General features: G+C 56.3%; 34 protein-coding genes and 1 pseudogene. 33 read left to right on the plus strand and 2 right to left on the minus strand.

Features of this window, described 5'->3' with window-relative positions; translation table 11 throughout:
* The 31 genes and pseudogenes from VLA07_RS19785 to bfr all read left to right on the plus strand — a co-directional run.
* Positions 1-119 (plus strand): annotated as a pseudogene (locus VLA07_RS19785) (EF-Tu/IF-2/RF-3 family GTPase); the annotation flags it as partial.
* Between the two features lie 158 nt (positions 120-277).
* A complete protein-coding gene (gene rpsJ, locus VLA07_RS19790) occupies positions 278-589 on the plus strand; it encodes a 30S ribosomal protein S10 (protein WP_003186070.1) in 312 nt (103 codons plus the stop codon).
* An 80-nt stretch (positions 590-669) separates the two neighbouring features.
* Entirely contained in the window at positions 670-1,305 is a 636-nt protein-coding gene (gene rplC, locus VLA07_RS19795) for a 50S ribosomal protein L3 (protein ID WP_003228738.1), read from the plus strand.
* A 12-nt stretch (positions 1,306-1,317) separates the two neighbouring features.
* Positions 1,318-1,920 carry a 50S ribosomal protein L4 gene (rplD, locus tag VLA07_RS19800; RefSeq protein ID WP_003228735.1) on the plus strand — a complete coding sequence of 201 codons (603 nt, stop codon included), beginning with the start codon at positions 1,318-1,320 and terminating at the stop codon, positions 1,918-1,920.
* Complete coding sequence (gene rplW / locus VLA07_RS19805) at positions 1,917-2,216, plus strand: 50S ribosomal protein L23 (RefSeq protein WP_002555488.1); 300 nt, start codon at positions 1,917-1,919, stop codon at positions 2,214-2,216. The genes rplD and rplW overlap by 4 nt, the downstream gene beginning before the upstream one ends.
* A 14-nt stretch (positions 2,217-2,230) precedes the next feature.
* A complete protein-coding gene (rplB, locus tag VLA07_RS19810; protein ID WP_003228734.1) occupies positions 2,231-3,055 on the plus strand; it encodes a 50S ribosomal protein L2 in 825 nt (274 codons plus the stop codon).
* 16 nt (positions 3,056-3,071) lie between these two features.
* Entirely contained in the window at positions 3,072-3,347 is a 276-nt protein-coding gene (gene rpsS, locus VLA07_RS19815; RefSeq protein WP_003228731.1) for a 30S ribosomal protein S19, read from the plus strand.
* 11 nt (positions 3,348-3,358) lie between these two features.
* Complete coding sequence (gene rplV / locus VLA07_RS19820) at positions 3,359-3,691, plus strand: 50S ribosomal protein L22 (protein WP_003103908.1); 333 nt, start codon at positions 3,359-3,361, stop codon at positions 3,689-3,691.
* Positions 3,692-3,704: 13 nt separating this feature from the next.
* Positions 3,705-4,391, plus strand: coding sequence for a 30S ribosomal protein S3 (gene rpsC, locus VLA07_RS19825; RefSeq protein ID WP_003176422.1), 687 nt, complete (start codon positions 3,705-3,707; stop codon positions 4,389-4,391).
* Positions 4,392-4,403: 12 nt separating this feature from the next.
* On the plus strand, positions 4,404-4,817 hold the full coding sequence (gene rplP / locus VLA07_RS19830) for a 50S ribosomal protein L16 (RefSeq protein ID WP_003228729.1): 414 nt from the start codon (positions 4,404-4,406) through the stop codon (positions 4,815-4,817).
* Positions 4,817-5,008 carry a 50S ribosomal protein L29 gene (gene rpmC / locus VLA07_RS19835; RefSeq protein WP_002555481.1) on the plus strand — a complete coding sequence of 64 codons (192 nt, stop codon included), beginning with the start codon at positions 4,817-4,819 and terminating at the stop codon, positions 5,006-5,008. The genes rplP and rpmC overlap by 1 nt, the downstream gene beginning before the upstream one ends.
* A 2-nt stretch (positions 5,009-5,010) precedes the next feature.
* Positions 5,011-5,277: a 30S ribosomal protein S17 gene (gene rpsQ / locus VLA07_RS19840; protein ID WP_003194644.1), complete on the plus strand. Its 267-nt coding sequence runs from the start codon at positions 5,011-5,013 to the stop codon at positions 5,275-5,277.
* Positions 5,278-5,300: 23 nt separating this feature from the next.
* Positions 5,301-5,669 carry a 50S ribosomal protein L14 gene (gene rplN, locus VLA07_RS19845; protein WP_002555479.1) on the plus strand — a complete coding sequence of 123 codons (369 nt, stop codon included), beginning with the start codon at positions 5,301-5,303 and terminating at the stop codon, positions 5,667-5,669.
* 11 nt (positions 5,670-5,680) lie between these two features.
* Positions 5,681-5,995, plus strand: coding sequence for a 50S ribosomal protein L24 (gene rplX / locus VLA07_RS19850; RefSeq protein WP_003186046.1), 315 nt, complete (start codon positions 5,681-5,683; stop codon positions 5,993-5,995).
* Between the two features lie 20 nt (positions 5,996-6,015).
* On the plus strand, positions 6,016-6,555 hold the full coding sequence (gene rplE, locus VLA07_RS19855) for a 50S ribosomal protein L5 (protein WP_003210069.1): 540 nt from the start codon (positions 6,016-6,018) through the stop codon (positions 6,553-6,555).
* A 13-nt stretch (positions 6,556-6,568) separates the two neighbouring features.
* A complete protein-coding gene (rpsN, locus tag VLA07_RS19860; RefSeq protein WP_003228726.1) occupies positions 6,569-6,874 on the plus strand; it encodes a 30S ribosomal protein S14 in 306 nt (101 codons plus the stop codon).
* A 209-nt stretch (positions 6,875-7,083) separates the two neighbouring features.
* Complete coding sequence (gene rpsH, locus VLA07_RS19865; RefSeq protein WP_007966178.1) at positions 7,084-7,476, plus strand: 30S ribosomal protein S8; 393 nt, start codon at positions 7,084-7,086, stop codon at positions 7,474-7,476.
* Between the two features lie 12 nt (positions 7,477-7,488).
* On the plus strand, positions 7,489-8,022 hold the full coding sequence (gene rplF, locus VLA07_RS19870; protein WP_007966176.1) for a 50S ribosomal protein L6: 534 nt from the start codon (positions 7,489-7,491) through the stop codon (positions 8,020-8,022).
* A gap of 10 nt (positions 8,023-8,032) precedes the next feature.
* Entirely contained in the window at positions 8,033-8,383 is a 351-nt protein-coding gene (gene rplR / locus VLA07_RS19875; RefSeq protein WP_003186037.1) for a 50S ribosomal protein L18, read from the plus strand.
* 3 nt (positions 8,384-8,386) lie between these two features.
* Positions 8,387-8,887 (plus strand): 30S ribosomal protein S5, encoded by a 501-nt coding sequence (gene rpsE / locus VLA07_RS19880; protein WP_003176409.1) that lies wholly within the window; start codon positions 8,387-8,389, stop codon positions 8,885-8,887.
* A gap of 2 nt (positions 8,888-8,889) precedes the next feature.
* Positions 8,890-9,066 carry a 50S ribosomal protein L30 gene (gene rpmD / locus VLA07_RS19885; RefSeq protein ID WP_003176408.1) on the plus strand — a complete coding sequence of 59 codons (177 nt, stop codon included), beginning with the start codon at positions 8,890-8,892 and terminating at the stop codon, positions 9,064-9,066.
* A gap of 3 nt (positions 9,067-9,069) precedes the next feature.
* Complete coding sequence (gene rplO / locus VLA07_RS19890; protein WP_003228720.1) at positions 9,070-9,507, plus strand: 50S ribosomal protein L15; 438 nt, start codon at positions 9,070-9,072, stop codon at positions 9,505-9,507.
* Entirely contained in the window at positions 9,508-10,836 is a 1,329-nt protein-coding gene (gene secY / locus VLA07_RS19895) for a preprotein translocase subunit SecY (protein ID WP_003228718.1), read from the plus strand.
* A gap of 27 nt (positions 10,837-10,863) precedes the next feature.
* A complete protein-coding gene (gene rpmJ / locus VLA07_RS19900) occupies positions 10,864-10,980 on the plus strand; it encodes a 50S ribosomal protein L36 (protein ID WP_002555468.1) in 117 nt (38 codons plus the stop codon).
* Positions 10,981-11,110: 130 nt separating this feature from the next.
* On the plus strand, positions 11,111-11,467 hold the full coding sequence (rpsM, locus tag VLA07_RS19905; RefSeq protein WP_008374135.1) for a 30S ribosomal protein S13: 357 nt from the start codon (positions 11,111-11,113) through the stop codon (positions 11,465-11,467).
* 30 nt (positions 11,468-11,497) lie between these two features.
* The gene (rpsK, locus tag VLA07_RS19910) at positions 11,498-11,887 is read left to right on the plus strand and encodes a 30S ribosomal protein S11 (RefSeq protein WP_002555466.1); all 390 of its coding nucleotides are present in this window, start codon (positions 11,498-11,500) and stop codon (positions 11,885-11,887) included.
* 18 nt (positions 11,888-11,905) lie between these two features.
* Positions 11,906-12,526 (plus strand): 30S ribosomal protein S4, encoded by a 621-nt coding sequence (gene rpsD, locus VLA07_RS19915; RefSeq protein WP_003176404.1) that lies wholly within the window; start codon positions 11,906-11,908, stop codon positions 12,524-12,526.
* Positions 12,527-12,548: 22 nt separating this feature from the next.
* Positions 12,549-13,550 (plus strand): DNA-directed RNA polymerase subunit alpha, encoded by a 1,002-nt coding sequence (locus tag VLA07_RS19920; RefSeq protein WP_003186012.1) that lies wholly within the window; start codon positions 12,549-12,551, stop codon positions 13,548-13,550.
* 42 nt (positions 13,551-13,592) lie between these two features.
* Complete coding sequence (gene rplQ / locus VLA07_RS19925; protein ID WP_003176402.1) at positions 13,593-13,979, plus strand: 50S ribosomal protein L17; 387 nt, start codon at positions 13,593-13,595, stop codon at positions 13,977-13,979.
* A gap of 239 nt (positions 13,980-14,218) precedes the next feature.
* Positions 14,219-15,673 (plus strand): catalase, encoded by a 1,455-nt coding sequence (locus tag VLA07_RS19930; RefSeq protein ID WP_333990805.1) that lies wholly within the window; start codon positions 14,219-14,221, stop codon positions 15,671-15,673.
* Between the two features lie 150 nt (positions 15,674-15,823).
* Positions 15,824-16,288 (plus strand): bacterioferritin, encoded by a 465-nt coding sequence (gene bfr, locus VLA07_RS19935; protein WP_003228714.1) that lies wholly within the window; start codon positions 15,824-15,826, stop codon positions 16,286-16,288.
* Between the two features lie 64 nt (positions 16,289-16,352).
* Here the strand turns inward: bfr and uvrA are convergent, their stop codons facing one another.
* Entirely contained in the window at positions 16,353-19,187 is a 2,835-nt protein-coding gene (gene uvrA, locus VLA07_RS19940) for an excinuclease ABC subunit UvrA (RefSeq protein WP_003228713.1), read from the minus strand.
* A gap of 191 nt (positions 19,188-19,378) precedes the next feature.
* Between uvrA and VLA07_RS19945 the strand changes: the two genes are divergently transcribed.
* Together VLA07_RS19945 and VLA07_RS19950 are read left to right on the plus strand one after the other, a co-directional pair.
* A complete protein-coding gene (locus tag VLA07_RS19945; protein ID WP_333990810.1) occupies positions 19,379-20,776 on the plus strand; it encodes an MFS transporter in 1,398 nt (465 codons plus the stop codon).
* Between the two features lie 9 nt (positions 20,777-20,785).
* Positions 20,786-21,304 carry a single-stranded DNA-binding protein gene (locus VLA07_RS19950; protein ID WP_007966163.1) on the plus strand — a complete coding sequence of 173 codons (519 nt, stop codon included), beginning with the start codon at positions 20,786-20,788 and terminating at the stop codon, positions 21,302-21,304.
* Positions 21,305-21,504: 200 nt separating this feature from the next.
* Here the strand turns inward: VLA07_RS19950 and VLA07_RS19960 are convergent, their stop codons facing one another.
* On the minus strand, positions 21,505-22,662 hold the full coding sequence (locus VLA07_RS19960; RefSeq protein WP_330207190.1) for a glutathionylspermidine synthase family protein: 1,158 nt from the start codon (positions 22,660-22,662) through the stop codon (positions 21,505-21,507).
* Positions 22,663-22,664: the final 2 nt, after the last annotated feature.

A 22,664-nucleotide genomic window follows, 5' to 3' on the forward strand; every position in this document is an offset into this window, starting at 1 on the left:
ACATTCAGATGACTGTTACCCTGATCAAAACCATCGCGATGGAAGATGGTCTGCGTTTCGCTATCCGTGAAGGCGGTCGTACCGTCGGCGCTGGCGTCGTAGCCAAAATCATCGAGTAATTCTCTTTTATAGAGTCTGCTTGATGAATTGAAAAAGCCCCCGCTCAGCGGGGGCTTTTTTATTGGGTTGACACCTATCTGGGGCGTCTATAGAATTGCGCCTCCTTTTAACGGGCGTATTGCGCCCGGTGGGAATAGCAGCCGGAGTCTGAAATCCAATGCAAAATCAGCAAATCCGTATCAGGTTGAAGGCTTTCGACCATCGCCTGATCGACCAATCAACCCAGGAAATCGTGGAAACCGCGAAACGTACTGGTGCTCAAGTGCGTGGTCCAATTCCACTGCCTACCCGTAAAGAGCGGTTCACCGTTCTGGTTTCCCCGCACGTCAACAAAGACGCGCGTGACCAGTACGAAATCCGCACTCATAAGCGCGTTCTGGACATCGTCCAGCCAACGGATAAAACCGTTGATGCTCTTATGAAGCTTGATCTTGCGGCCGGTGTGGAAGTGCAGATCAGCCTCGGCTAAGACTCGGTCTTGGTCGTGTAACGCTCTGAAATGGGCGGCCATAGCGGGTGAAAGCCCCGTACACTCATGAGGTTTACAACATGACTATTGGTGTAGTCGGTCGTAAATGCGGTATGACCCGTATTTTCACCGAAGAAGGTGTCTCCATTCCGGTCACGGTCATTGAGATCGAGCCGAATCGCGTCACCCAGTTCAAAACTGAAGAGACCGATGGCTATCGTGCAGTGCAAGTCACTGTCGGCGAGCGTCGTGCTTCGCGTGTAACAGCAGCTCAAGCTGGCCACTTCGCTAAAGCGAACGTTGCCGCTGGTCGCACCACCATGGAATTCCGTCTTGAAGAAGGCGAGTACCAGGCTGGCGATCTGATCAACGCTGAAATCTTCGCCGCTGGTCAACTGGTTGATGTAACCGGTCAGTCCAAGGGTAAAGGCTTCCAGGGTACGATCAAGCGTTGGAATTTCCGCGGGCAAGATAACACCCACGGTAACTCCGTATCCCACCGCGTCCCAGGCTCTATCGGCCAGTGCCAGACTCCTGGTCGTGTATTCAAGGGCAAAAAAATGTCCGGTCATATGGGCGCTGAGCGCGTGACCGTGCAGTCCCTGGAAGTAGTGCGCGTGGACGCTGAACGCAATCTGTTGTTGGTCAAGGGCGCTGTTCCTGGCGCTACTGGCGGCAACCTGGTTGTACGTCCAGCAGCCAAGGCTCGCGGTTAAGGGGAAGCTGACATGCAATTAAATGTAAATGACGCTCAAGCGATCGAAGTTTCCGAACTGACATTTGGCGGCGAGTTCAACGAGACGCTGGTTCACCAAGCAGTCGTGGCCTACATGGCCGGCGGCCGTCAAGGTAGCAAGCAGCAAAAGACCCGTTCCGACGTTCGTGGTGGCGGTAAGCGCCCATGGCGTCAGAAAGGTACTGGCCGTGCTCGTGCCGGTACTATCCGTAGCCCAATCTGGCGTGGCGGCGGTACCACTTTCGCAGCTCGTCCACAGGATCACTCCCAGAAGCTGAACAAGAAGATGTATCGCGCAGCAATGCGTTCCATCCTTGCTGAGCTGGTGCGTACTGATCGTCTGGTCGTGGTTCAGGATTTCGCTGTTGAAACTCCGAAAACCAAAGATCTGCTGGGCAAGCTGAACAACATGAGCCTGACCGATGTTCTCATCGTGTCGGACGCTGTTGATCAGAACCTGTACCTGGCTGCTCGTAACCTGCCACACGTAGATGTACGTGACGTGCAAGGTTCCGATCCAGTTAGTCTGATCGCATACGACAAGGTGTTGATCACCGTGTCGGCCGTGAAGAAATTCGAGGAGCTGCTGGGATGAACCAGGAACGCGTATTTAAAGTTCTGCTTGGCCCGCACGTTTCCGAGAAGGCTACGGTTCTGGCAGACAAGAAAGGCCAGTTCGTTTTCAAGGTTGCTACTGATGCAACCAAGCTGGAAATCAAGAAGGCCGTCGAAAGCCTGTTCAGCGTGAAAGTAGAGCGCGTCACTACCCTGAACGTTCTGGGTAAGAGCAAGCGCACTGCTCGCGGTCTGGGCAAGCGTAATGACTGGAAGAAGGCAGTTATCTCCCTTCAGCCAGGCCAAGATCTCGATTTCAGCAGCAGTGCTGAGTAAGGAAGGGGTGCATCATGGCAATCGTTAAATGCAAACCGACTTCCCCTGGCCGCCGTTTTGTGGTCAAGGTGGTCAACCAGGAGCTGCATAAAGGCGCTCCTCACGCACCGCTGCTCGAGAAAAAATCGAAGACTGGTGGTCGTAACAACAATGGCCGTATTACCACTCGTCACATCGGTGGTGGTCATAAGCAGCATTACCGTATGGTCGATTTCCGTCGCAACGACAAAGATGGCATCGTCGCCACTGTCGAGCGTATCGAATACGATCCAAACCGTACTGCTCACATCGCACTGCTCTGCTACGCAGACGGCGAGCGTCGCTACATCATCGCCCCTAAAGGCGTGAGTGCTGGCGACCAGCTGATCGCAGGCGCTCTGGCTCCAATCAAGCCAGGCAACGCTCTGCAACTGCGCAACATTCCAGTCGGTTCTACCGTACACGGCATCGAACTGAAGCCAGGTAAAGGCGCGCAGATCGCTCGTTCCGCTGGTGCTTCGGCTCAGCTGATCGCTCGTGAAGGCGTGTACGTTACCCTGCGTCTGCGTTCCGGTGAAATGCGTAAAGTCCTGGCTGAATGCCGTGCGACCCTGGGCGAAGTCTCGAACTCCGAGCACAGCCTGCGTTCGCTGGGTAAAGCTGGTGCCAAACGCTGGCGTGGCGTTCGCCCAACCGTTCGTGGTGTTGCCATGAACCCGGTTGACCACCCACATGGTGGTGGTGAAGGTCGTACCTCTGGTGGTCGTCATCCGGTATCGCCATGGGGCTTCCCGACTAAGGGCGCGAAGACTCGTGGTAATAAGCGTACCGACAAAATGATCGTCCGTCGTCGCAAGTAAATAGAGGGATACGACAGTGCCACGTTCTCTGAAAAAAGGTCCTTTTATTGATCTTCACCTACTGAAGAAGATCGAAGTGGCGGCGGAAAAGAACGATCGCAAACCAATTAAGACTTGGTCGCGTCGTTCGATGATCCTGCCACAAATGGTCGGTCTGACCATCGCAGTACACAACGGCCGTCAGCACGTCCCAGTTCTCGTGAACGAAGACATGGTTGGCCATAAACTGGGCGAGTTCGCCGGTACCCGCACTTATCGTGGGCACGTGGCTGACAAGAAAGCCAAGCGTTAAGGGGTAAGGAAATGGAAGTAGCCGCTAAGTTGTCGGGCGCTCGAATCTCCGCCCAGAAAGCCCGCTTGGTCGCCGACCAGATCCGCGGGAAGAAGGTGGGCGAAGCGCTCAACCTGTTGGCTTTCAGCAGTAAGAAAGCCGCCGAGATCATGAAGAAAGTGCTGGAGTCGGCCGTAGCCAACGCCGAGCATAACGAAGGCGCAGACGTTGATGACCTGAAGGTCAGCACCGTTTTCGTCAACGAAGGGCGTTCGCTGAAGCGCATCATGCCACGTGCCAAAGGCCGTGCTGATCGCATCGTCAAGCGGTCTTGCCATATCACTGTCAAGGTTGCTGACAAGTAACGGAGTCGAAGAGATGGGTCAGAAAGTACATCCCATTGGCATTCGCCTGGGAATCGTCAAGGAGCACACCTCCGTCTGGTACGCAGACGGTCGGACTTATGCGGACTACTTGTTCGCAGATCTGAAAGTGCGTGAGTATCTCCAAGACAAACTAAAAAGCGCGTCCGTAAGCCGTATCGATATCCATCGTCCGGCCCAAACTGCACGCATCACCATCCACACCGCTCGTCCAGGTATCGTTATCGGGAAGAAAGGTGAAGATGTTGAGAAACTGCGTCAGGACCTGACCAAGCAAATGGGTGTGCCTGTGCACATCAATATCGAAGAGATCCGCAAGCCGGAGCTCGACGGTATGCTGGTTGCGCAGAGCGTAGCTCAGCAGCTGGAGCGTCGTGTAATGTTCCGTCGCGCTATGAAGCGCGCAGTACAGAACGCCATGCGCATTGGTGCCAAAGGCATCAAAATCCAAGTGAGCGGTCGTCTCGGCGGTGCTGAAATCGCACGTACTGAATGGTATCGCGAAGGTCGTGTGCCACTGCACACCCTGCGTGCCGACATCGACTATGCCAACTACGAAGCTCACACCACCTACGGTGTGATCGGTGTAAAGGTTTGGATCTTCAAAGGCGAAGTAATTGGTGGTCGCCAAGAAGAGCTGAAACCACAAGCACCAGCGCCTCGTAAAAAAGCTGCTAAGTAAGGGGTACGCCAAATGTTGCAACCAAAGCGTACGAAGTTCCGCAAGCAGATGACCGGCCACAACCGTGGTCTGGCACTGCGCGGTAGCAAAGTCAGCTTCGGCGAGTTCGCGCTGAAGTCTGTTGCTCGTGGTCGTCTCACCGCTCGTCAGATCGAGTCAGCGCGTCGTGCTCTGACCCGTCACGTAAAACGTGGTGGCAAGATCTGGATCCGTGTATTCCCGGACAAGCCGATCTCCAAGAAACCTCTCGAGGTTCGTATGGGTAAAGGTAAGGGTAACGTGGAGTACTGGGTTGCCCAGATTCAGCCAGGCAAAGTCCTGTATGAAATCGAGGGTGTTTCTGAAGAGCTGGCGCGTGAGGCTTTCGCCCTGGCTGCTGCAAAGCTGCCGCTCGCCACCTCCTTTGTTAAACGGACGGTGATGTGATGAAAGCGAATGAACTTCGTGAAAAATCCGCACAGCAGCTGAACGAGCAACTGCTCGGCTTGCTGCGCGACCAGTTCAATCTGCGTATGCAGAAAGCAACTGGCCAGTTGGGGCAGTCTCATCTGCTCTCGCAAGTTAAGCGTGACATCGCTCGCGTGAAGACTGTGCTCAACCAGCAGGCAGGTAAGTGATCATGGCTGAAGCCGAAAAAACTGTCCGTACGCTGACTGGCCGTGTTGTCAGCGACAAGATGGACAAAACCATCACCGTTCTGATCGAGCGTCGCGTTAAGCACCCGATCTACGGTAAATACGTTAAGCGTTCGACTAAGCTGCACGCGCACGACGAAACCAATCAGTGCCACATCGGCGACAAAGTCACTATTCGTGAAACTCGTCCGATGGCCAAGACCAAGTCTTGGGCGCTGGTTGATGTTCTCGAACGCGCTGTGGAAGTCTAAGGGCTAGGGGTCGGAGAAATTATATGATTCAGACTCAATCCATGCTCGATGTGGCCGATAACAGCGGCGCTCGCCGCGTTATGTGCATCAAGGTGCTGGGTGGCTCCCATCGTCGTTACGCTGGTATCGGTGACATCATCAAAGTTACCGTCAAGGAAGCAATTCCTCGCGGTAAAGTGAAAAAAGGCCAAGTGATGACTGCTGTTGTAGTCCGCACTCGTCACGGCGTACGTCGTGCTGATGGCTCCATTATCCGCTTTGATGGCAACGCTGCTGTTCTTCTGAACAACAAGCAAGAGCCGATCGGCACCCGTATCTTTGGGCCAGTGACCCGTGAACTTCGTACTGAGAAGTTCATGAAGATCGTCTCGCTCGCCCCAGAAGTGCTGTAAGGAGATCCGACATGCAAAAGATTCGTCGTGACGACGAGATCATCGTGATCGCCGGCAAAGACAAAGGTAAGCGCGGTAAGGTGCTGAAGGTTCTTGCTGACAACCGTCTGGTTGTTGGTGGTCTGAACCTGGTCAAGCGTCATACCAAGCCTAACCCGATGTCGGGCGTACAGGGCGGTATCGTCGAGAAAGAAGCGCCACTGCACGCTTCCAACGTCGCCATCTTCAACGGCGAAACCAACAAGGCTGACCGCGTTGGTTTCAAAGTAGAAGACGGTAAGAAAATTCGTGTCTTCAAGTCGACCCAAAAAGCGGTTGATGCTTGAACACTGCTAGGTAGAAGACCATGGCACGACTAAAAGAGATTTACCGGAAGGAAATCGCTCCGAAACTTAAGGAAGAACTTAAGCTTTCGAACGTGATGGAAGTTCCGCGCGTTACCAAAATCACCCTGAACATGGGTCTGGGCGAAGCGATCGGCGACAAAAAAGTCATCGAGCACGCTGTTGCTGACCTGGAAAAGATCACCGGCCAAAAAGTCGTTGTGACCTACGCTCGTAAATCCATCGCTGGCTTTAAAGTCCGTGAAGGATGGCCGATCGGCGTCAAAGTGACTCTGCGCCGTGAGCGTATGTACGAGTTCCTGGATCGTCTGCTGTCGATCTCCCTGCCTCGGGTTCGCGACTTCCGCGGCCTGAATGCCAAGTCCTTTGATGGTCGTGGCAACTACAGCATGGGCGTGAAAGAGCAGATCATTTTCCCGGAAATCGACTACGACAAGATCGATGCTCTCCGCGGTCTGGACATTACCCTGACCACCACTGCCAAGAACGATGATGAAGGCCGCGCTCTGCTGCGTGCTTTCAAATTCCCGTTCCGCAACTGATTGGAGTAGGAAAATGGCCAAGAAGAGCATGAAAAACCGTGAGCTGAAGCGTCAGCTCACTGTTGCCAAGTACGCCACCAAGCGTGCAGCGCTGAAAGCTATCATCGTTGATCTGAACGCAAGTCCAGAAGCGCGTTGGGAAGCTACCGTAGCTCTGCAGAAGCAACCACGTGACGCAAGCGCTTCGCGCATGCGTAACCGTTGCCGCCTGACTGGTCGTCCGCACGGCGTTTACCGCAAGTTCGGCCTGGGCCGTAACAAACTGCGTGAAGCGGCAATGCGTGGTGACGTTCCAGGTCTGGTTAAAGCCAGCTGGTAATCGCTGTCAAAGCCTTGATGGTCAGGGTCGCAAGAACCTGACCATCGGTGGCCTTGAATCTGAATCAAGCCCCTTTTGGGGCTTGATTCATTTCTGGGGTGTGTCTAGAATGACCGGCTCGCCTGAGCCCGTGTTTTTCATGCCCGGAGTTTCTCGGCGACATGTAGTAGCCGCAAGGCTAATTTTTCTGTATTAGGAGCGTCTAGCCCATGAGTATGCAGGACCCGTTAGCGGACATGCTAACTCGAATCCGTAATGCCCAGATGGCTGAAAAGTCTGTCGTAAGCATGCCGTCTTCCACGTTGAAGGTGGCTGTAGCAAAAGTCCTGAAGGACGAAGGTTACATCGCGGATTTTCAGATCACCACCGACGCTAAGCCGTCGTTGTCCATCTCGCTGAAATACTTCGAAGGCCGTCCGGTCATCGAGGAAGTGAAGCGCGTTAGTCGTCCAGGCCTGCGTCAGTACAAGTCCGTTGAAGATCTGCCGAAAGTTCGTGGCGGTCTTGGCGTGTCTATCGTCTCCACCAACAAAGGTGTGATGACGGATCGTGCTGCGCGCGCTGCCGGTGTCGGCGGCGAAGTTCTTTGCACTGTGTTCTAAGGGGGGATAAGCATGTCTCGCGTCGCTAAGAACCCCGTTAAGCTGCCAGCCGGTGTCGAAGTAAAATTCGCAGGCCAACAGCTTTCGGTGAAGGGTGCCAAGGGTACTCTTGAACTGAACATCCATTCGTCCGTTGAGATCGTTGAAGAAGCTGGTGAGCTGCGTTTCGCTGCTCGCAATGGCGATCAACAGACTCGCGCAATGGCCGGTACCACGCGTGCGTTGGTAAACAACATGGTCCAAGGCGTAAGCCAAGGCTTCGAGCGCAAGCTCCAGCTGGTCGGTGTTGGTTACAAAGCGCAAGCAAAAGGTCAGGTGCTGAACCTGGCTCTTGGCTTCTCGCACCCAGTGGATTACGAACTGCCGCAAGGCATCACCGCTGAGACTCCTAGCCAGACCGATATCCTGATCAAGGGCATCGATAAACAGCTGGTAGGTCAAGTGGCCGCTGAGATCCGCGACTTCCGTCCACCAGAGCCGTACAAAGGCAAAGGTGTGCGCTACGCGGACGAAGTCGTCCGTCGTAAAGAAGCCAAGAAGAAGTAGGGCATAGCAAATGACCGACAAAAAAGTTACTCGACTGCGTCGCGCTCGCAAAGCACGCCTGAAAATGCACGAACTCGAAGTCGTGCGTCTCTGCGTGTTCCGCTCGTCGCAGCACATCTACGCCCAGGTCATCTCGGCCGACGGCAACAAAGTCCTGGCAAGCGCCTCGACTTTGGATAAAGAACTGCGTGATGGCGCCACTGGCAACATCGACGCGGCCACAAAGGTTGGCCAGCTGGTCGCTACGCGTGCTAAGGCCGCTGGCGTCTCGCAAGTGGCTTTCGACCGCTCTGGCTTCAAGTACCATGGCCGCGTTAAAGCGCTGGCTGATGCTGCTCGTGAAGCTGGGCTGGAGTTCTAAGTTATGTCAAATAACGACCAAAAGCGCGACGAAGGCTACATTGAGAAGCTGGTTCAAGTTAACCGCGTAGCCAAAACCGTTAAAGGCGGCCGTATCTTCACTTTCACCGCGTTGACCGTGGTTGGTGATGGTAAAGGGCGTGTTGGCTTCGGCCGTGGCAAGTCGCGTGAAGTGCCTGCTGCGATCCAGAAGGCAATGGAAGCTGCTCGCCGCAACATGATTCAAGTTGACCTGAACGGCACTACCCTGCAGTACGCAATGAAGTCCGCTCACGGCGCTTCGAAGGTGTACATGCAGCCTGCTTCTGAAGGTACCGGTATCATCGCTGGCGGCGCTATGCGTGCTGTCCTCGAAGTTGCTGGCGTTCAGAACGTTCTGGCCAAGTGCTACGGCTCGACTAACCCGGTAAACGTGGTTCACGCCACTTTCAAAGGTCTGAAAGCCATGCAATCTCCTGAGTCCATCGCTGCCAAGCGTGGCCTGACTGTCAAGGAGATCTTCTGATCATGGCTACCGTTAAAGTTACGCTGATCAAAAGCATGACCGGCCGCATCCCTAACCACAAACTGTGCGTTAAGGGTCTGGGTCTGCGTCGCATCGGTCACACTGTAGAAGTCCAGGATACTCCCGAGAATCGCGGGATGATCAACAAGGCTTACTACATGCTGCGTGTCGAGGGTTAATCGATGAAACTCAATGATCTGAGTCCAGCGCCGGGTTCCCGTCGCGAAAAGCATCGTCCGGGCCGTGGTATCGGTAGCGGTTTGGGTAAGACTGGTGGCCGTGGCCACAAAGGTCAAACCTCCCGCTCCGGTGGCACTATTGCTCCAGGCTTTGAAGGCGGTCAACAGCCGCTGCATCGTCGCCTGCCGAAGTTCGGTTTCGTTTCCCTGAAAGCCATGGACCGCGCAGAAGTGCGTCTGTCCGAGCTGGCCAAAGTGGAAGGCGACATCGTCACCGTGCAGTCCCTGAAAGATGCCAACGTGATCAACGTCAACGTACAGCGTGTGAAAATCATGCTGTCCGGTGAGGTGACTCGCGCTGTCACTATCGGCAAGGGAATCGGCGCCACCAAAGGTGCGCGTGCGGCTATCGAAGCAGCTGGCGGCAAGTTCGAGGAATAAATGGCTAAGCAAGGTGCTCTCTCTGCGCTCGGCAAAGGCGGTATGTCTGAACTCTGGGCTCGTCTGCGTTTTCTGTTCCTGGCGATTATCGTCTACCGAATAGGCGCACACATCCCGGTTCCAGGTATCAACCCGGACCGACTCGCAGACCTGTTTCGACAGAATGAGGGGACCATTCTTAGCTTGTTCAACATGTTCTCCGGCGGCGCGCTGGAACGGATGAGCATCTTTGCACTGGGGATCATGCCGTACATTTCGGCATCGATCATCATGCAACTGATGACCGCCGTCAGCCCGCAGCTGGAGCAGTTGAAGAAGGAAGGTGAAGCTGGCCGTCGCAAGATCAGCCAGTACACCCGCTACGGCACCGTCGTCCTCGCTCTCGTTCAGGCTATTGGCATGTCCATTGGTCTGGCGGGGCAGGGCGTTGCGTTCACTGGTGACTTTGGCTTCCATTTCGTCGCGGTATCCACTTTTGTGGCTGGTGCGATGTTCATGATGTGGCTGGGTGAGCAGATTACTGAGCGTGGTGTAGGCAACGGTATCTCGATGTTGATTTTTTCGGGTATCGTCGCCGGTCTTCCGAGAGCAATCGGGCAGTCTTTCGAGTCTGCGCGTCAGGGTGATATCAATATCTTCGCCTTGGTTGCCATCGGTTTGCTGGCAGTAGCGATTATCGGTTTCGTGGTGTTCATTGAGCGTGGCCAGCGTCGTATCGCTGTTCACTACGCCAAGCGTCAGCAGGGCCGCAAGGTTTTTGCTGCGCAGACAAGCCACTTGCCGCTGAAGGTGAACATGGCCGGTGTTATTCCGGCTATTTTCGCGAGCAGCATTTTGCTGTTCCCGGCTTCGTTGGGTGCCTGGTTTGGTCAGTCTGAAGGTATGGGCTGGTTGCAGGACATCTCGCAGTCGATCGCTCCTGGTCAGCCGTTGAATATTCTGCTGTTTAGTGCAGGGATTATTTTCTTCTGCTTCTTCTATACGGCGTTGATGTTCAATCCGAAAGACGTAGCGGAAAACCTGAAGAAGTCCGGTGCCTTTATTCCGGGCATCCGTCCAGGTGAGCAGTCTGCACGCTATATTGATGGCGTTCTGACTCGCTTGACCATGTTCGGTGCTCTTTACATGACGGCCGTGTGCCTGTTGCCCCAATTCCTGGTGGTTGCAGCAAACGTTCCGTTCTACCTTGGCGGGACCTCGTTGCTGATCGTGGTCGTGGTTGTGATGGACTTCATGTCCCAAGTACAATCGCACCTCGTTTCGCACCAGTACGAATCCCTGATGAAGAAAGCCAACCTGAAGGGTTACGGCAGCGGCATGTTGCGCTGAGTACCCATAAGGTTCGAGGAGTTGGTGATGAAAGTTCGTGCATCGGTGAAAAAGCTGTGCCGTAACTGCAAGATTATTCGCCGCGAAGGTGTTGTTCGAGTAATTTGCAGCGCGGAACCGCGTCACAAACAGCGCCAAGGCTGAGTGTGATTGTGCTTCAAGCCCGGCAGCTAGTGCGCTGCCGGGTTGATTATTTGTTATTACAGCGATATTATCTCGCGCCCTATTTCTTGGCTTCCGGGGCGTAGGTAGCTGTCAATTGGAGTCCCACTGAATGGCCCGTATTGCAGGCGTTAACATTCCAGATAACAAGCATACTGTTATCTCGCTGACCTACATCTATGGTGTCGGTCGCACTACTGCGCAGAAAATCTGTGCAGACACTGGGGTAAACCCAGCAGCAAAGATCAAAGATCTGAGCGACGAGCAAATTGAACAGCTGCGTGGCGAAGTGGCGAAGTTCACCACTGAAGGTGACCTGCGTCGCGAAATCAACATGAAAATCAAGCGCTTGATGGACCTCGGTTGCTATCGCGGTCTGCGTCATCGTCGCGGTCTTCCAGTACGCGGTCAGCGTACCAAGACCAACGCGCGTACCCGTAAAGGTCCGCGTAAGCCGATCCGCAAGTAATCGCCCCAGCGAATCGACAGGAATTTAATCATGGCAAAACCTGCTGCTCGTCCTCGTAAAAAAGTTAAAAAGACAGTGGTTGATGGCATCGCCCACATCCATGCTTCTTTTAACAACACCATCGTGACCATTACCGACCGTCAAGGTAACGCTCTTTCCTGGGCTACCTCCGGTGGTTCGGGTTTCCGCGGTTCCCGCAAGTCCACTCCGTTCGCTGCTCAAGTAGCTGCTGAGCGTGCTGGTCAAGCTGCGCTGGAATACGGCCTGAAAAACCTCGACGTTAACGTCAAGGGTCCAGGTCCAGGTCGTGAATCCGCAGTCCGCGCTTTGAACGGCTGTGGCTACAAGATCGCCAGCATCACCGACGTGACGCCAATCCCGCACAACGGGTGCCGTCCGCCGAAGAAGCGCCGCGTGTAATCCAGGAGATTGTAAAGAATGGCTCGTTACATTGGTCCAAAATGCAAACTCGCTCGTCGCGAAGGCACCGATCTCTTCCTGAAGAGCGGCGTGCGCGCGATCGAATCGAAGTGCAACATTGAAGCAGCACCTGGTATCCACGGCCAACGCCGCGGTCGCCAGTCCGACTACGGCACCCAACTGCGTGAAAAGCAGAAGGTCCGTCGTATCTACGGCGTTCTCGAGCGTCAGTTCAGCGGCTACTACAAAGAAGCTGCTGGCAAGAAAGGTGCAACCGGTGAAAACCTGCTGCAACTGCTCGAATGCCGTCTGGACAACGTTGTATACCGTATGGGCTTTGGTTCGACTCGTGCCGAATCCCGTCAGCTGGTATCGCACAAGTCGATCAGCGTTAACGGTCAGACCGTAAACGTTCCGTCGTATCAGGTTCGTGCTGGTGACGTGGTCGCAGTTCGCGAGAAAGCAAAAAACCAACTTCGCATTGTCCAAGCTCTCGATCTGTGTGCCCAACGTGGCCGCGTAGAATGGGTAGAAGTAGACACTGAGAAGAAGTCGGGCGTTTTCAAGAACGTTCCTGCTCGCAGTGATCTGTCCGCCGACATCAACGAAAGCCTGATTGTCGAGCTCTACTCCAAGTAAGGGCTAGAAAATAGGTGCATCCATGCAGATTTCGGTAAATGAGTTCCTGACACCCCGCCACATTGATGTGCAGGTTGTCAGTCCAACCCGCGCCAAGATCACTCTCGAGCCTCTCGAGCGTGGTTTTGGCCACACCCTGGGCAACGCGCTGCGCCGCATCCTGTTGTCCTCAATGCCCGGCTGCGCAGTAGTCGAGGCCGAGATTGACGGTGTGCTCCACGAGTACAGCGCCATCGAAGGTGTACAGGAAGACGTAATTGAAATCCTGTTGAACCTTAAAGGTCTGGCCATCAAGCTGCACGGTCGTGACGAAGTTACGCTGACCTTGTCGAAGAAGGGTTCGGGGGTGGTTACCGCTGCCGATATTCAGCTGGATCATGATGTCGAGATCGTTAACCCCGATCACGTAATCGCTAACCTGGCGTCTAACGGCGCCCTGAACATGAAGCTCACCGTAGCTCGTGGTCGTGGTTATGAACCAGCCGACTCGCGTCAGAGCGATGAAGACGAAAGCCGCAGCATTGGTCGCTTGCAGCTCGACTCTTCGTTCAGCCCGGTTCGCCGTATCGCATACGTGGTGGAAAACGCCCGTGTCGAGCAGCGTACCAACCTGGACAAGCTGGTTATTGATCTGGAAACCAACGGTACCCTGGATCCTGAAGAGGCTATCCGCCGCGCTGCAACCATCCTGCAACAGCAGTTGGCTGCGTTCGTCGACCTCAAAGGTGACAGTGAGCCAGTGGTTGTCGAGCAGGAAGACGAGATCGATCCGATCCTGCTTCGCCCGGTTGACGATCTGGAACTGACTGTACGTTCGGCTAACTGCCTTAAGGCGGAAAACATCTACTACATCGGCGACCTGATTCAGCGTACCGAAGTAGAGCTGTTGAAGACTCCGAACCTGGGCAAGAAATCCTTGACTGAAATCAAGGACGTTCTGGCCTCCCGCGGTCTGTCCCTCGGCATGCGCCTCGACAACTGGCCGCCTGCAAGTCTTAAGAAGGACGACAAGGCGACTGCCTGATCGTCGTAATCACCGAACGTAGTGTTTGGTAAGGAATGAACCATGCGTCATCGTAAAAGTGGGCGTCACCTGAGCCGCACCAGCTCGCACCGCAAGGCCATGTTCCAGAACATGGCGGTGTCGTTGTTCGAGCACGAGCTGATCAAGACTACTCTGCCAAAAGCCAAAGAACTGCGCCGCGTTGCCGAGCCGCTGATCACTCTGGCCAAGACAGACAGCTTGGCTAACCGCCGTCTGGCTTTCGACCGTACTCGTTCGAAAGCTATTGTTGGTAAGCTCTTCAACGACCTGGGCAAGCGTTACGCTACCCGTGAGGGTGGCTACCTGCGCATCCTCAAGTGCGGTTTCCGCGCTGGCGACAACGCGCCTATGGCGTACGTCGAGTTGGTTGATCGTGCTACTGCTGGCGAAGCTGTATCCGCCGAGTAAGACGTCAGTCTGAAACGAAAAACCGGGCCTAGTGCCCGGTTTTTTGTGCCCGAAAGAAATGCGCTGTTCGTACAAGCTTCTGACATTGTTCTGTTGTCACTATGTGCAGGGAAACATAATTAGTAATTATCTATCGATGACTGCAAGTTAATGAATTTGTAGGTGTCACATCGATGATCAATACTTCCCAGCAAGCCGATTAGCCGGCAGATTCAAGACTGACAGAGGAAGAAGACCGTATGAGCCAGATCAAAACGCTTACGACCGCCAGTGGCGCACCTGTCGCCGATAACCAGAATTCTCGCTCCGCAGGCCCCCGTGGCCCGCTGCTGCTCGACGATTTTCATCTGATTGAGAAGCTTGCCCATTTCAACCGTGAAAACATTCCTGAGCGCCGCGTGCACGCCAAGGGCTCGGGTGCTTACGGTACGTTCACCGTGACCCGTGATATCGCTGAATACACCAGCGCCAAACTGTTTGAGGCCGTGGGCAAGCAAACGCCAACGTTCTTGCGCTTCTCCACTGTAGGCGGCGAACGTGGCTCAGCTGACACTGAACGTGATCCACGTGGTTTCGCCCTCAAGTTCTACACCGAAGAGGGCAACTGGGACATCGTTGGCAACAACACCCCTGTATTCTTCATTCGTGATCCACTGAAGTTTCCCGACTTTATCCACACGCAGAAACGTCTGCCGCAGAGCAACCTGAAAAGCGCCCAGATGATGTGGGACTTCTGGTCTCATTCGCCGGAAGCACTGCATCAGGTGACCATTCTGTTTTCGGATCGCGGCATTCCCGATGGCTACCGTCACATGCACGGCTTCGGCAGCCACACCTACAGCCTGATCAATGCCAAAGGTGAGCGTCACTGGGTGAAGTGGCACTACAAAACCAAGCAGGGCATCAAGAACCTGGCACCGGCCGATGCTGCGCGCCTGGCGGGTACCGATCCGGATTACGCTCAGCGTGATCTGTTCGAAGCCATCGAGCGTGGCGATTTCCCGAAATGGCGCGTATGCATTCAGATCATGACCGAGGCTCAGGCTGCAGCGCACTACGAGAACCCGTTCGACGTGACCAAGACCTGGTCGCAAAAGGAGTTTCCGCTGATCGAAGTCGGAGAACTGGAGCTGAACCGCAACCCGCTGAACTACTTTGCCGAGGTCGAGCAAGCCGCATTCGGTCCGAGCAACATGGTGCCAGGTGTCGGTCTGTCGCCGGATCGCATGCTGCAAGGTCGCGTGTTCGCCTACGCCGATGCACATCGCTATCGCGTGGGCACAAACCACCAACAATTACCGGTGAATGCGCCGCGCAGCCCGGTGAATACGTACCAGCGCGACGGCTCGATGGCCTTCGGCAGCAATGGTGGTGCAGCACCTAACTACGAACCGAACAGCTACGTTGAATCACCGAAGCAAGCTCCGCACTACGCCGAGCCTGCACTGGCATTGAGCGGTGCTGCTGACCGTTACGATCATCGCGAAGACACCGATTACTACAGCCACGCCGGTGCGCTGTTCCGTCTGATGAGCGACGAGCAGAAAGCCTTGCTGGTCAGCAATATCGCCGGCGCCATGAGCGGTGTTTCACCTGATGTGGTTGATCGTCAGTTGCAGCATTTCTATAAGGCCGATCCGGCGTATGGAGAAGCAATCGCAAAGCTGCTCGACGTACAGCTTAACGAAGTCTAAACGAGAAGCAGAACCGCCCTCATTGGGGCGGTTTTTGCGTTATTTAGGCTGGTTTTCTCAGAATATCTTCGCTTTTATTGCGCGAAACGGGGTGACCTTCCGGTCAGCTTGGTTCAAACTACAGACTTTCAAGCAGGGAGATGTAGGGCGATGCAAGGCCACCCAGACGTAATCGATTACCTCAACACGTTGCTGACCGGCGAACTGGCCGCGCGTGACCAATATTTTGTTCACTCGCGGATGTATGAGGACTGGGGTTTCACCAAGCTCTACGAACGAATCAACCACGAGATGGAAGAAGAGGCCGGTCACGCCGACGCACTGATGCGCCGGATCCTGATGCTCGAAGGCACACCGCGCATGCGCCCGGACGATCTCGACGTCGGCACCACCGTCCCGGAGATGCTCGAAGCCGATCTGCGTCTCGAGTACAAAGTCCGCGCCGCTCTGTGCAAAGGCATTGAGTTGTGCGAGCAGCACAAGGATTATGTCAGTCGCGAAATCCTGCGTGTTCAGCTCAACGACACTGAAGAAGATCACACCTACTGGCTGGAAAAGCAGTTGGGCCTGATCAAGCTCATCGGTCTCGAGAATTACCTGCAATCTCACACCTGATTGCACAGACACAAAAAAGCCCCTGTCACGGTTGAAGTGACAGGGGCTTTTTCATGCCCGGAGATCAGGCCCGATCGCGAATCAGCAATGGCTTGAGGTAATGACCGGTGTGAGACTGCTTCATCTCGGCCACTTCCTCCGGCGTACCGGTGGCGATGATCTGACCACCCTTGGAGCCGCCCTCCGGCCCCAGATCCACCAGCCAGTCGGCGGTCTTGATCACGTCCAGGTTGTGCTCGATCACCACTACGGTATTGCCGTGGTCGCGCAAGCGATGCAGCACGTCGAGCAATTGCTGGATATCCGCAAAGTGCAGGCCGGTGGTCGGCTCATCGAGGATATACAGAGTTTTGCCGGTGTCGCGCTTGGACAGCTCGCGTGACAGCTTGACCCGCTGCGCTTCACCACCGGACAGCGTGGTTGCCGACTGCCCGAGCTTGATGTACGACAGGCCCACATCCATCAACGTCTGTAGCTTGCGTGCAAGCGCCGGTACCGCGTCGAAGAACTCCCGGGCTTCCTCGATGGTCATCTCGAGGGTTTCGTGGATGCTCTTGCCCTTGTATTTGATCTCAAGGGTTTCGCGGTTGTAACGCTTGCTCTTGCACACATCGCACGGCACGTAAATGTCCGGCAGGAAGTGCATTTCCACTTTGATCAGGCCGTCGCCCTGGCACGCCTCGCAGCGACCGCCCTTGACGTTGAACGAGAAACGTCCCGGGCCGTAACCACGGGAGCGCGACTCGGGCACGCCGGCGAACAGTTCGCGGATCGGTGTGAACAGCCCGGTGTAGGTCGCCGGGTTGGAACGCGGCGTACGGCCGATCGGGCTCTGGTCGATATCGACGACTTTGTCGAGATGCTCCAGGCCTTTGATGCTGTCGTGCGCGGCCGCTTCCAGCGTGGTCGCACCATTGAGTGCAGTAGCGCTCAACGGGAACAGAGTGTTGTTGATCAACGTCGATTTGCCCGAGCCGGAAACGCCGGTCACGCAGGTCAGCAGACCGATCGGGATTTCCAGATCGACGTTGCGCAGGTTGTTGCCGCGCGCGCCCTTGAGCGACAGCGTCAGCTTCTTGTTACGCGGCGTGCGTTTGGCCGGCACTTCGATCTTCACCCGCCCCGACAGGTATTTACCGGTCAGGGAATCCGGGTGCGCCATGACTTCGGCCGGCGTGCCTTCAGCCACGATCTGCCCGCCGTGCACCCCGGCGCCCGGCCCGATATCCACCACATAGTCGGCCAGACGAATCGCGTCTTCGTCGTGCTCGACCACGATCACCGTGTTGCCGATGTCGCGCAGGTGCTTGAGGGTGCCGAGCAACCGGTCGTTATCGCGCTGATGCAGGCCGATGGACGGTTCGTCGAGGATATACAGCACCCCGACCAGACCGGCGCCGATCTGGCTCGCCAGACGAATGCGTTGCGCCTCGCCACCGGACAGGGTGTCGGCGCTGCGATCCAGCGACAGATAGTCGAGGCCGACATTGACCAGAAATTGCAGGCGCTCGCGGATCTCCTTGAGGATCTTGTCGGCGATCTCGCCACGCCGACCTGTCATCTTCAACTCGCCGAAGTATTCGCAGGCATCGCCAATCGGCAGGTTGGTCACTGCCGGCAGGGTTTTCTCGCCAACCCACACGTGCCGCGCTTCACGGCGCAGACGAGTGCCGCGGCAATCCGGGCAAGCCTGGGTGCTGAGAAACTTGGCCAGCTCTTCGCGCACGCTGGCCGATTCGGTTTCGCGGTAGCGACGCTCAAGGTTCGGCACGATACCTTCGAACGGGTGCGAACGTTTGACGATGTCGCCGCGGTCATTGAGGTACTTGAAGTCGACATTCTGCGAGCCGCTGCCGTGCAGGATATGTTTCTGCTGTTCGGCGGTCAGCTCGTTGAACGGCTTCTCAAGACTGAACTTGTAGTGCGAGGCCAGTGAGCCGAGCATCTGGAAGTAATAGACGTTACGCCTGTCCCAGCCGCGAATCGCGCCCTCGGCCAGAGTCAGTTCACCATTGACCAGGCGCTTGATGTCGAAGAACTGCTTCACGCCCAGGCCATCGCAGGTCGGGCAGGCGCCGGCCGGGTTGTTGAAGGAGAATAGCTTCGGCTCAAGCTCGCTGATGGCATGGCCGCAGATCGGGCAGGCAAAGCGCGCGGAGAAGATCATCTCTTCACCTGGCTCATCGTCCATCGGCGCAACCAAGGCAATGCCGTCCGCCAGCTTCAGTGCGGTTTCGAACGATTCGGCCAGACGCTGCTGCAGGTCGGCGCGGACCTTGAAACGGTCGACGATCACATCGATCGAGTGCTTCTTCTGTTTATCCAGTTTCGGCAGTTCATCGAGTTCGCAAATGCGGCCGTTGACCCGGGCGCGGACGAAGCCTTGGGCACGCAGCTCTTCAAAAACCGAAAGGTGTTCACCTTTGCGTTCGCGAATAACCGGCGCCAGCAACATCAGTTTGCTGCCTTCCGGTTGTGCCAGCACCAGATCGACCATCTGGCTGACGGTCTGCGCCTCCAGTGGAATATCGTGATCCGGGCAGCGCGGCGTTCCGACGCGTGCATACAGCAGACGCAGGTAGTCGTAGATTTCGGTGATGGTGCCGACCGTGGAGCGCGGGTTGTGCGAGGTCGACTTCTGTTCGATGGAGATCGCCGGCGACAAGCCTTCAATGGTGTCGACGTCGGGCTTTTCCATCATCGACAGGAACTGTCGGGCGTAGGCCGACAGGGATTCGACATAGCGGCGCTGACCTTCGGCGTACAACGTGTCGAAGGCCAGGGACGACTTGCCGGATCCGGACAGGCCGGTGATGACGATCAGTTTGTCCCGTGGCAGGGTCAGGTCGATGTTCTTCAGGTTGTGGGTACGGGCCCCACGTATCAGGATCTTGTCCAAAGTGGCCTCGCTCGGCGGGCGTCGAAAACGTAGGAGTATACGGGCAAATACTGGATGGATGCACACTATCAAACGAAGGGTTTTTTACCTTGCATGAAGAGAGTTTCATCTATACGCGTCATAGCGTCGCGATATACCCCGTCTTTCGATGGGACTGGTAGAATCGCCGCCGGTTCACACGAGGTTTTTCCATGCACGATCCCCACAGCGAACGCATGAGTGGCAGCGAGACCCGCGCAGCGAGCGGTCTGGCCCTGGTGTTCGCCTTCCGTATGCTTGGCATGTTCATGGTGTTGCCGGTACTGGCGACCTACGGCATGGACCTGGCGGGAGCGACCCCGGCCCTGATCGGGCTGGCGATTGGCGCTTACGGCCTGACCCAGGCGATTTTCCAGATTCCGTTCGGGATCATTTCCGACCGTATCGGCCGGCGGCCGGTGATTTTCCTCGGGCTGGTGGTCTTCACCCTTGGCAGTGTGCTGGCGGCTCAGGCCGATTCGATCTGGGGCGTGATTGCCGGACGCATCCTGCAGGGCGCCGGGGCGATTTCCGCTGCGGTCATGGCACTGCTTTCCGACCTGACCCGTGAACAACACCGTACCAAAGCCATGGCCATGATCGGCATGACCATCGGTCTGTCGTTCGCCGTGGCCATGGTGGTCGGGCCGTTGCTGACCCGCGCGTTCGGCCTGTCCGGACTGTTCCTCGCCACTGGCGGCATGGCCCTGTTCGGGATCGTCATCGTGATGTTCATGGTGCCGAAATCCACCGGGCCGCTGAGCCATCGAGAGTCTGGCGTGGCGCGTCAGGCCTTGATGCCGACGCTCAAACATCCGGATCTGCTGCGCCTGGACTTGGGCATTTTTGTGTTGCACGCGATGCTGATGTCGAGCTTCGTCGCCCTGCCGCTGGCGCTGGTGGAAAAGGCCGGGCTGCCCAAGGAGCAGCACTGGTGGGTTTATCTGACTGCGCTACTGATCTCTTTCTTCGCCATGATCCCGTTCATCATCTACGGCGAGAAAAAACGCAAAATGAAACGAATTTTGCTCGGCGCCGTCCTGACGTTGATGCTCACTGAGCTATTCTTCTGGCAGTTTGGTGACAGCTTGCGGGCTCTGGTGATCGGCACGGTGGTGTTCTTCACCGCGTTCAATCTGCTGGAAGCTTCGCTGCCGTCGCTGATCAGCAAGGTTTCACCGGCAGGCGGGAAGGGCACGGCGATGGGCGTGTATTCCACCAGTCAGTTCCTCGGTTCGGCACTCGGCGGGATACTCGGCGGCTGGCTGTTTCAGCATGGCGGTCTGTCGGTTGTGTTCCTTGGATGTGCGGGTCTGGCTGCCATCTGGCTGGCCTTTGCTGTTACCATGCGCGAACCACCCTACGTGACGAGCCTGCGCTTGCCGTTGTCGCCCGAGGCGATCCGCGAAGCCGGTCTGGTCGAGCGCCTCAAGGCCCTCGTAGGGGTAACAGATGCAGTGATAGTCGCTGATGAGGCGGCTGTTTACATCAAACTGGACAAAGAATTAGTGGATCGCGACACCCTCGAACGCCTGGTGAACAACCCGGCCGGGGCTGCTTGCGAAGCCTAGGAGAACGTTATGGCCCGTGGGGTTAACAAAGTCATATTGGTCGGCACTTGCGGCCAGGATCCCGAAGTTCGCTACCTGCCTAACGGTAACGCCGTGACCAACCTGAGTCTGGCAACCAGCGAACAGTGGACCGACAAGCAAACCGGTCAAAAGGTCGAGAAGACCGAATGGCACCGTGTTTCGATGTTCGGCAAGGTTGCGGAAATCGCCGGCGAGTACCTGCGTAAAGGTTCGCAGGTGTACATCGAAGGCAAGCTGCAGACCCGCGAGTGGGAAAAAGACGGTATCAAGCGTTACACCACTGAAATCGTGGTCGACATGCAAGGCACCATGCAACTGCTCGGCGGCCGTCCACAACAGGGCGACCAACAAGGCGGTGGCAACAACTACCAGCAGCAGGCGCCACGTCAACAGGCTCCGCGTCCGCAGCAGTCGGCTCCGCAACAGCGTCCAGCCCCGGCTCCACAGCAGGCTGCACCGCAACCAGCTCCGGATTTCGACAGCTTCGATGACGATATCCCGTTCTGATTCGCTGCTGCATCCACGCTGAATAAAAAAGGCCCGTCGTTCAACACGACGGGCCTTTTTTGTGGCGCAAGGTCCGCGATTACCACTGATCTCCTGTGGGAGCGGGCTTGCTCGCGAAGGCGTCGGGTCAGTCAAAGCATTTGTTGAATGGCAGTCCGCTTTCGCGAGCAAGCCCGCTCCCACAAATGCGGGTGTGTGTTTCAGTCGAGGATCAGGTGCGGCAGAAACCGGCTTGAATCCTTGGTGATCAGACTGTTGTCTTCGCGCACGCCGATCCCCGCCGCCTGATCACCAATCACCCACGAGCCGATCAGCGTGTAGCTGTCGTCGAACTTCGGCAATGGCGCAAATTCCTGCAGGATGAATGGCGCATCGGTGTAGGGCCCGTCTTCTTTGACGATCAGACCTTCTGCCGTTTGCAGTTCGATATTCGCGCCTTCGCGGGAGAAGTACGGTTTGCGTACCCAGCCCTTGGGCACCGCACTGGCCGGATTCGGATCAAGGTGCGCCGCGAGCAGATTCGGATGCCCCTTGTGCAGCTCCCACAGCAAAGGCAGCGCGCCTTTGTTCGACAGGATCGACTTCCACGCCGGTTCGAAGAACTGCGTATCGCTTTCGGCGATTGCTGCACCGAATGGCTCGTGGAAAATAAATTCCCAGGCATGCAGCTTGAACAGGTGCGGGATCCAGCGATCCTCAAGGTCAACGAAGCGACCCTCGGCGGTCAGGCCGATGTCTTCGATGTCGATGTGCCGGGATTCGATGCCGACCTTTTCCGCGATCAGGCGCAAGTAGTCGGTGGTTCCCTTGTCTTCGACCGAGTCTTTCATCGACGCAAAGTAGAACGGCCGCTTGAGCTGCAACTCGGCAAATGCCTGATGCAGCTTGGTATCGATGCTGTTGAACTGGTCGGCATGGCGCGGCAGCATCCCGCGCTCGATGCACTGCTCCAGCCAGCCCCACTGAAACGCCGCCGCCTCATAGAGGCTGGTCGGCGTGTCGTAGTTGAGTTCCAGCAACTTGGCGGGGCCGTTGCCGTTGTAGGAAAAGTCCATACGTCCGTACAGATGCGGATGACCTTCCAGCCAGGACGTGCGGATCATGTCGTAGTACGGCGCCGGGATGCTCAGGCGATCCAGCAGCTCCTCGCTGTGCACCACGCGATCGACCAGATCCATGCACATCTCGTGCAGTTCGGTGGTCGGATCCTCCAGATCGTTTTCAATCTGCGCGAGCGTGAACTGGTAGTAGGCGCTTTCGTCCCAGTACGGCTCGTCGTCGATGGTGTGGAACAGAAAGCCGAGGCTTTCGGCCGTCTGTTTCCAGTCGGGGCGCTCGGCGCAGTGGATCTTCTTCATGG

This window comes from Pseudomonas sp. S3(2024), from assembly GCF_036861315.1.
GTDB lineage: Bacteria > Pseudomonadota > Gammaproteobacteria > Pseudomonadales > Pseudomonadaceae > Aquipseudomonas > Aquipseudomonas putida_A.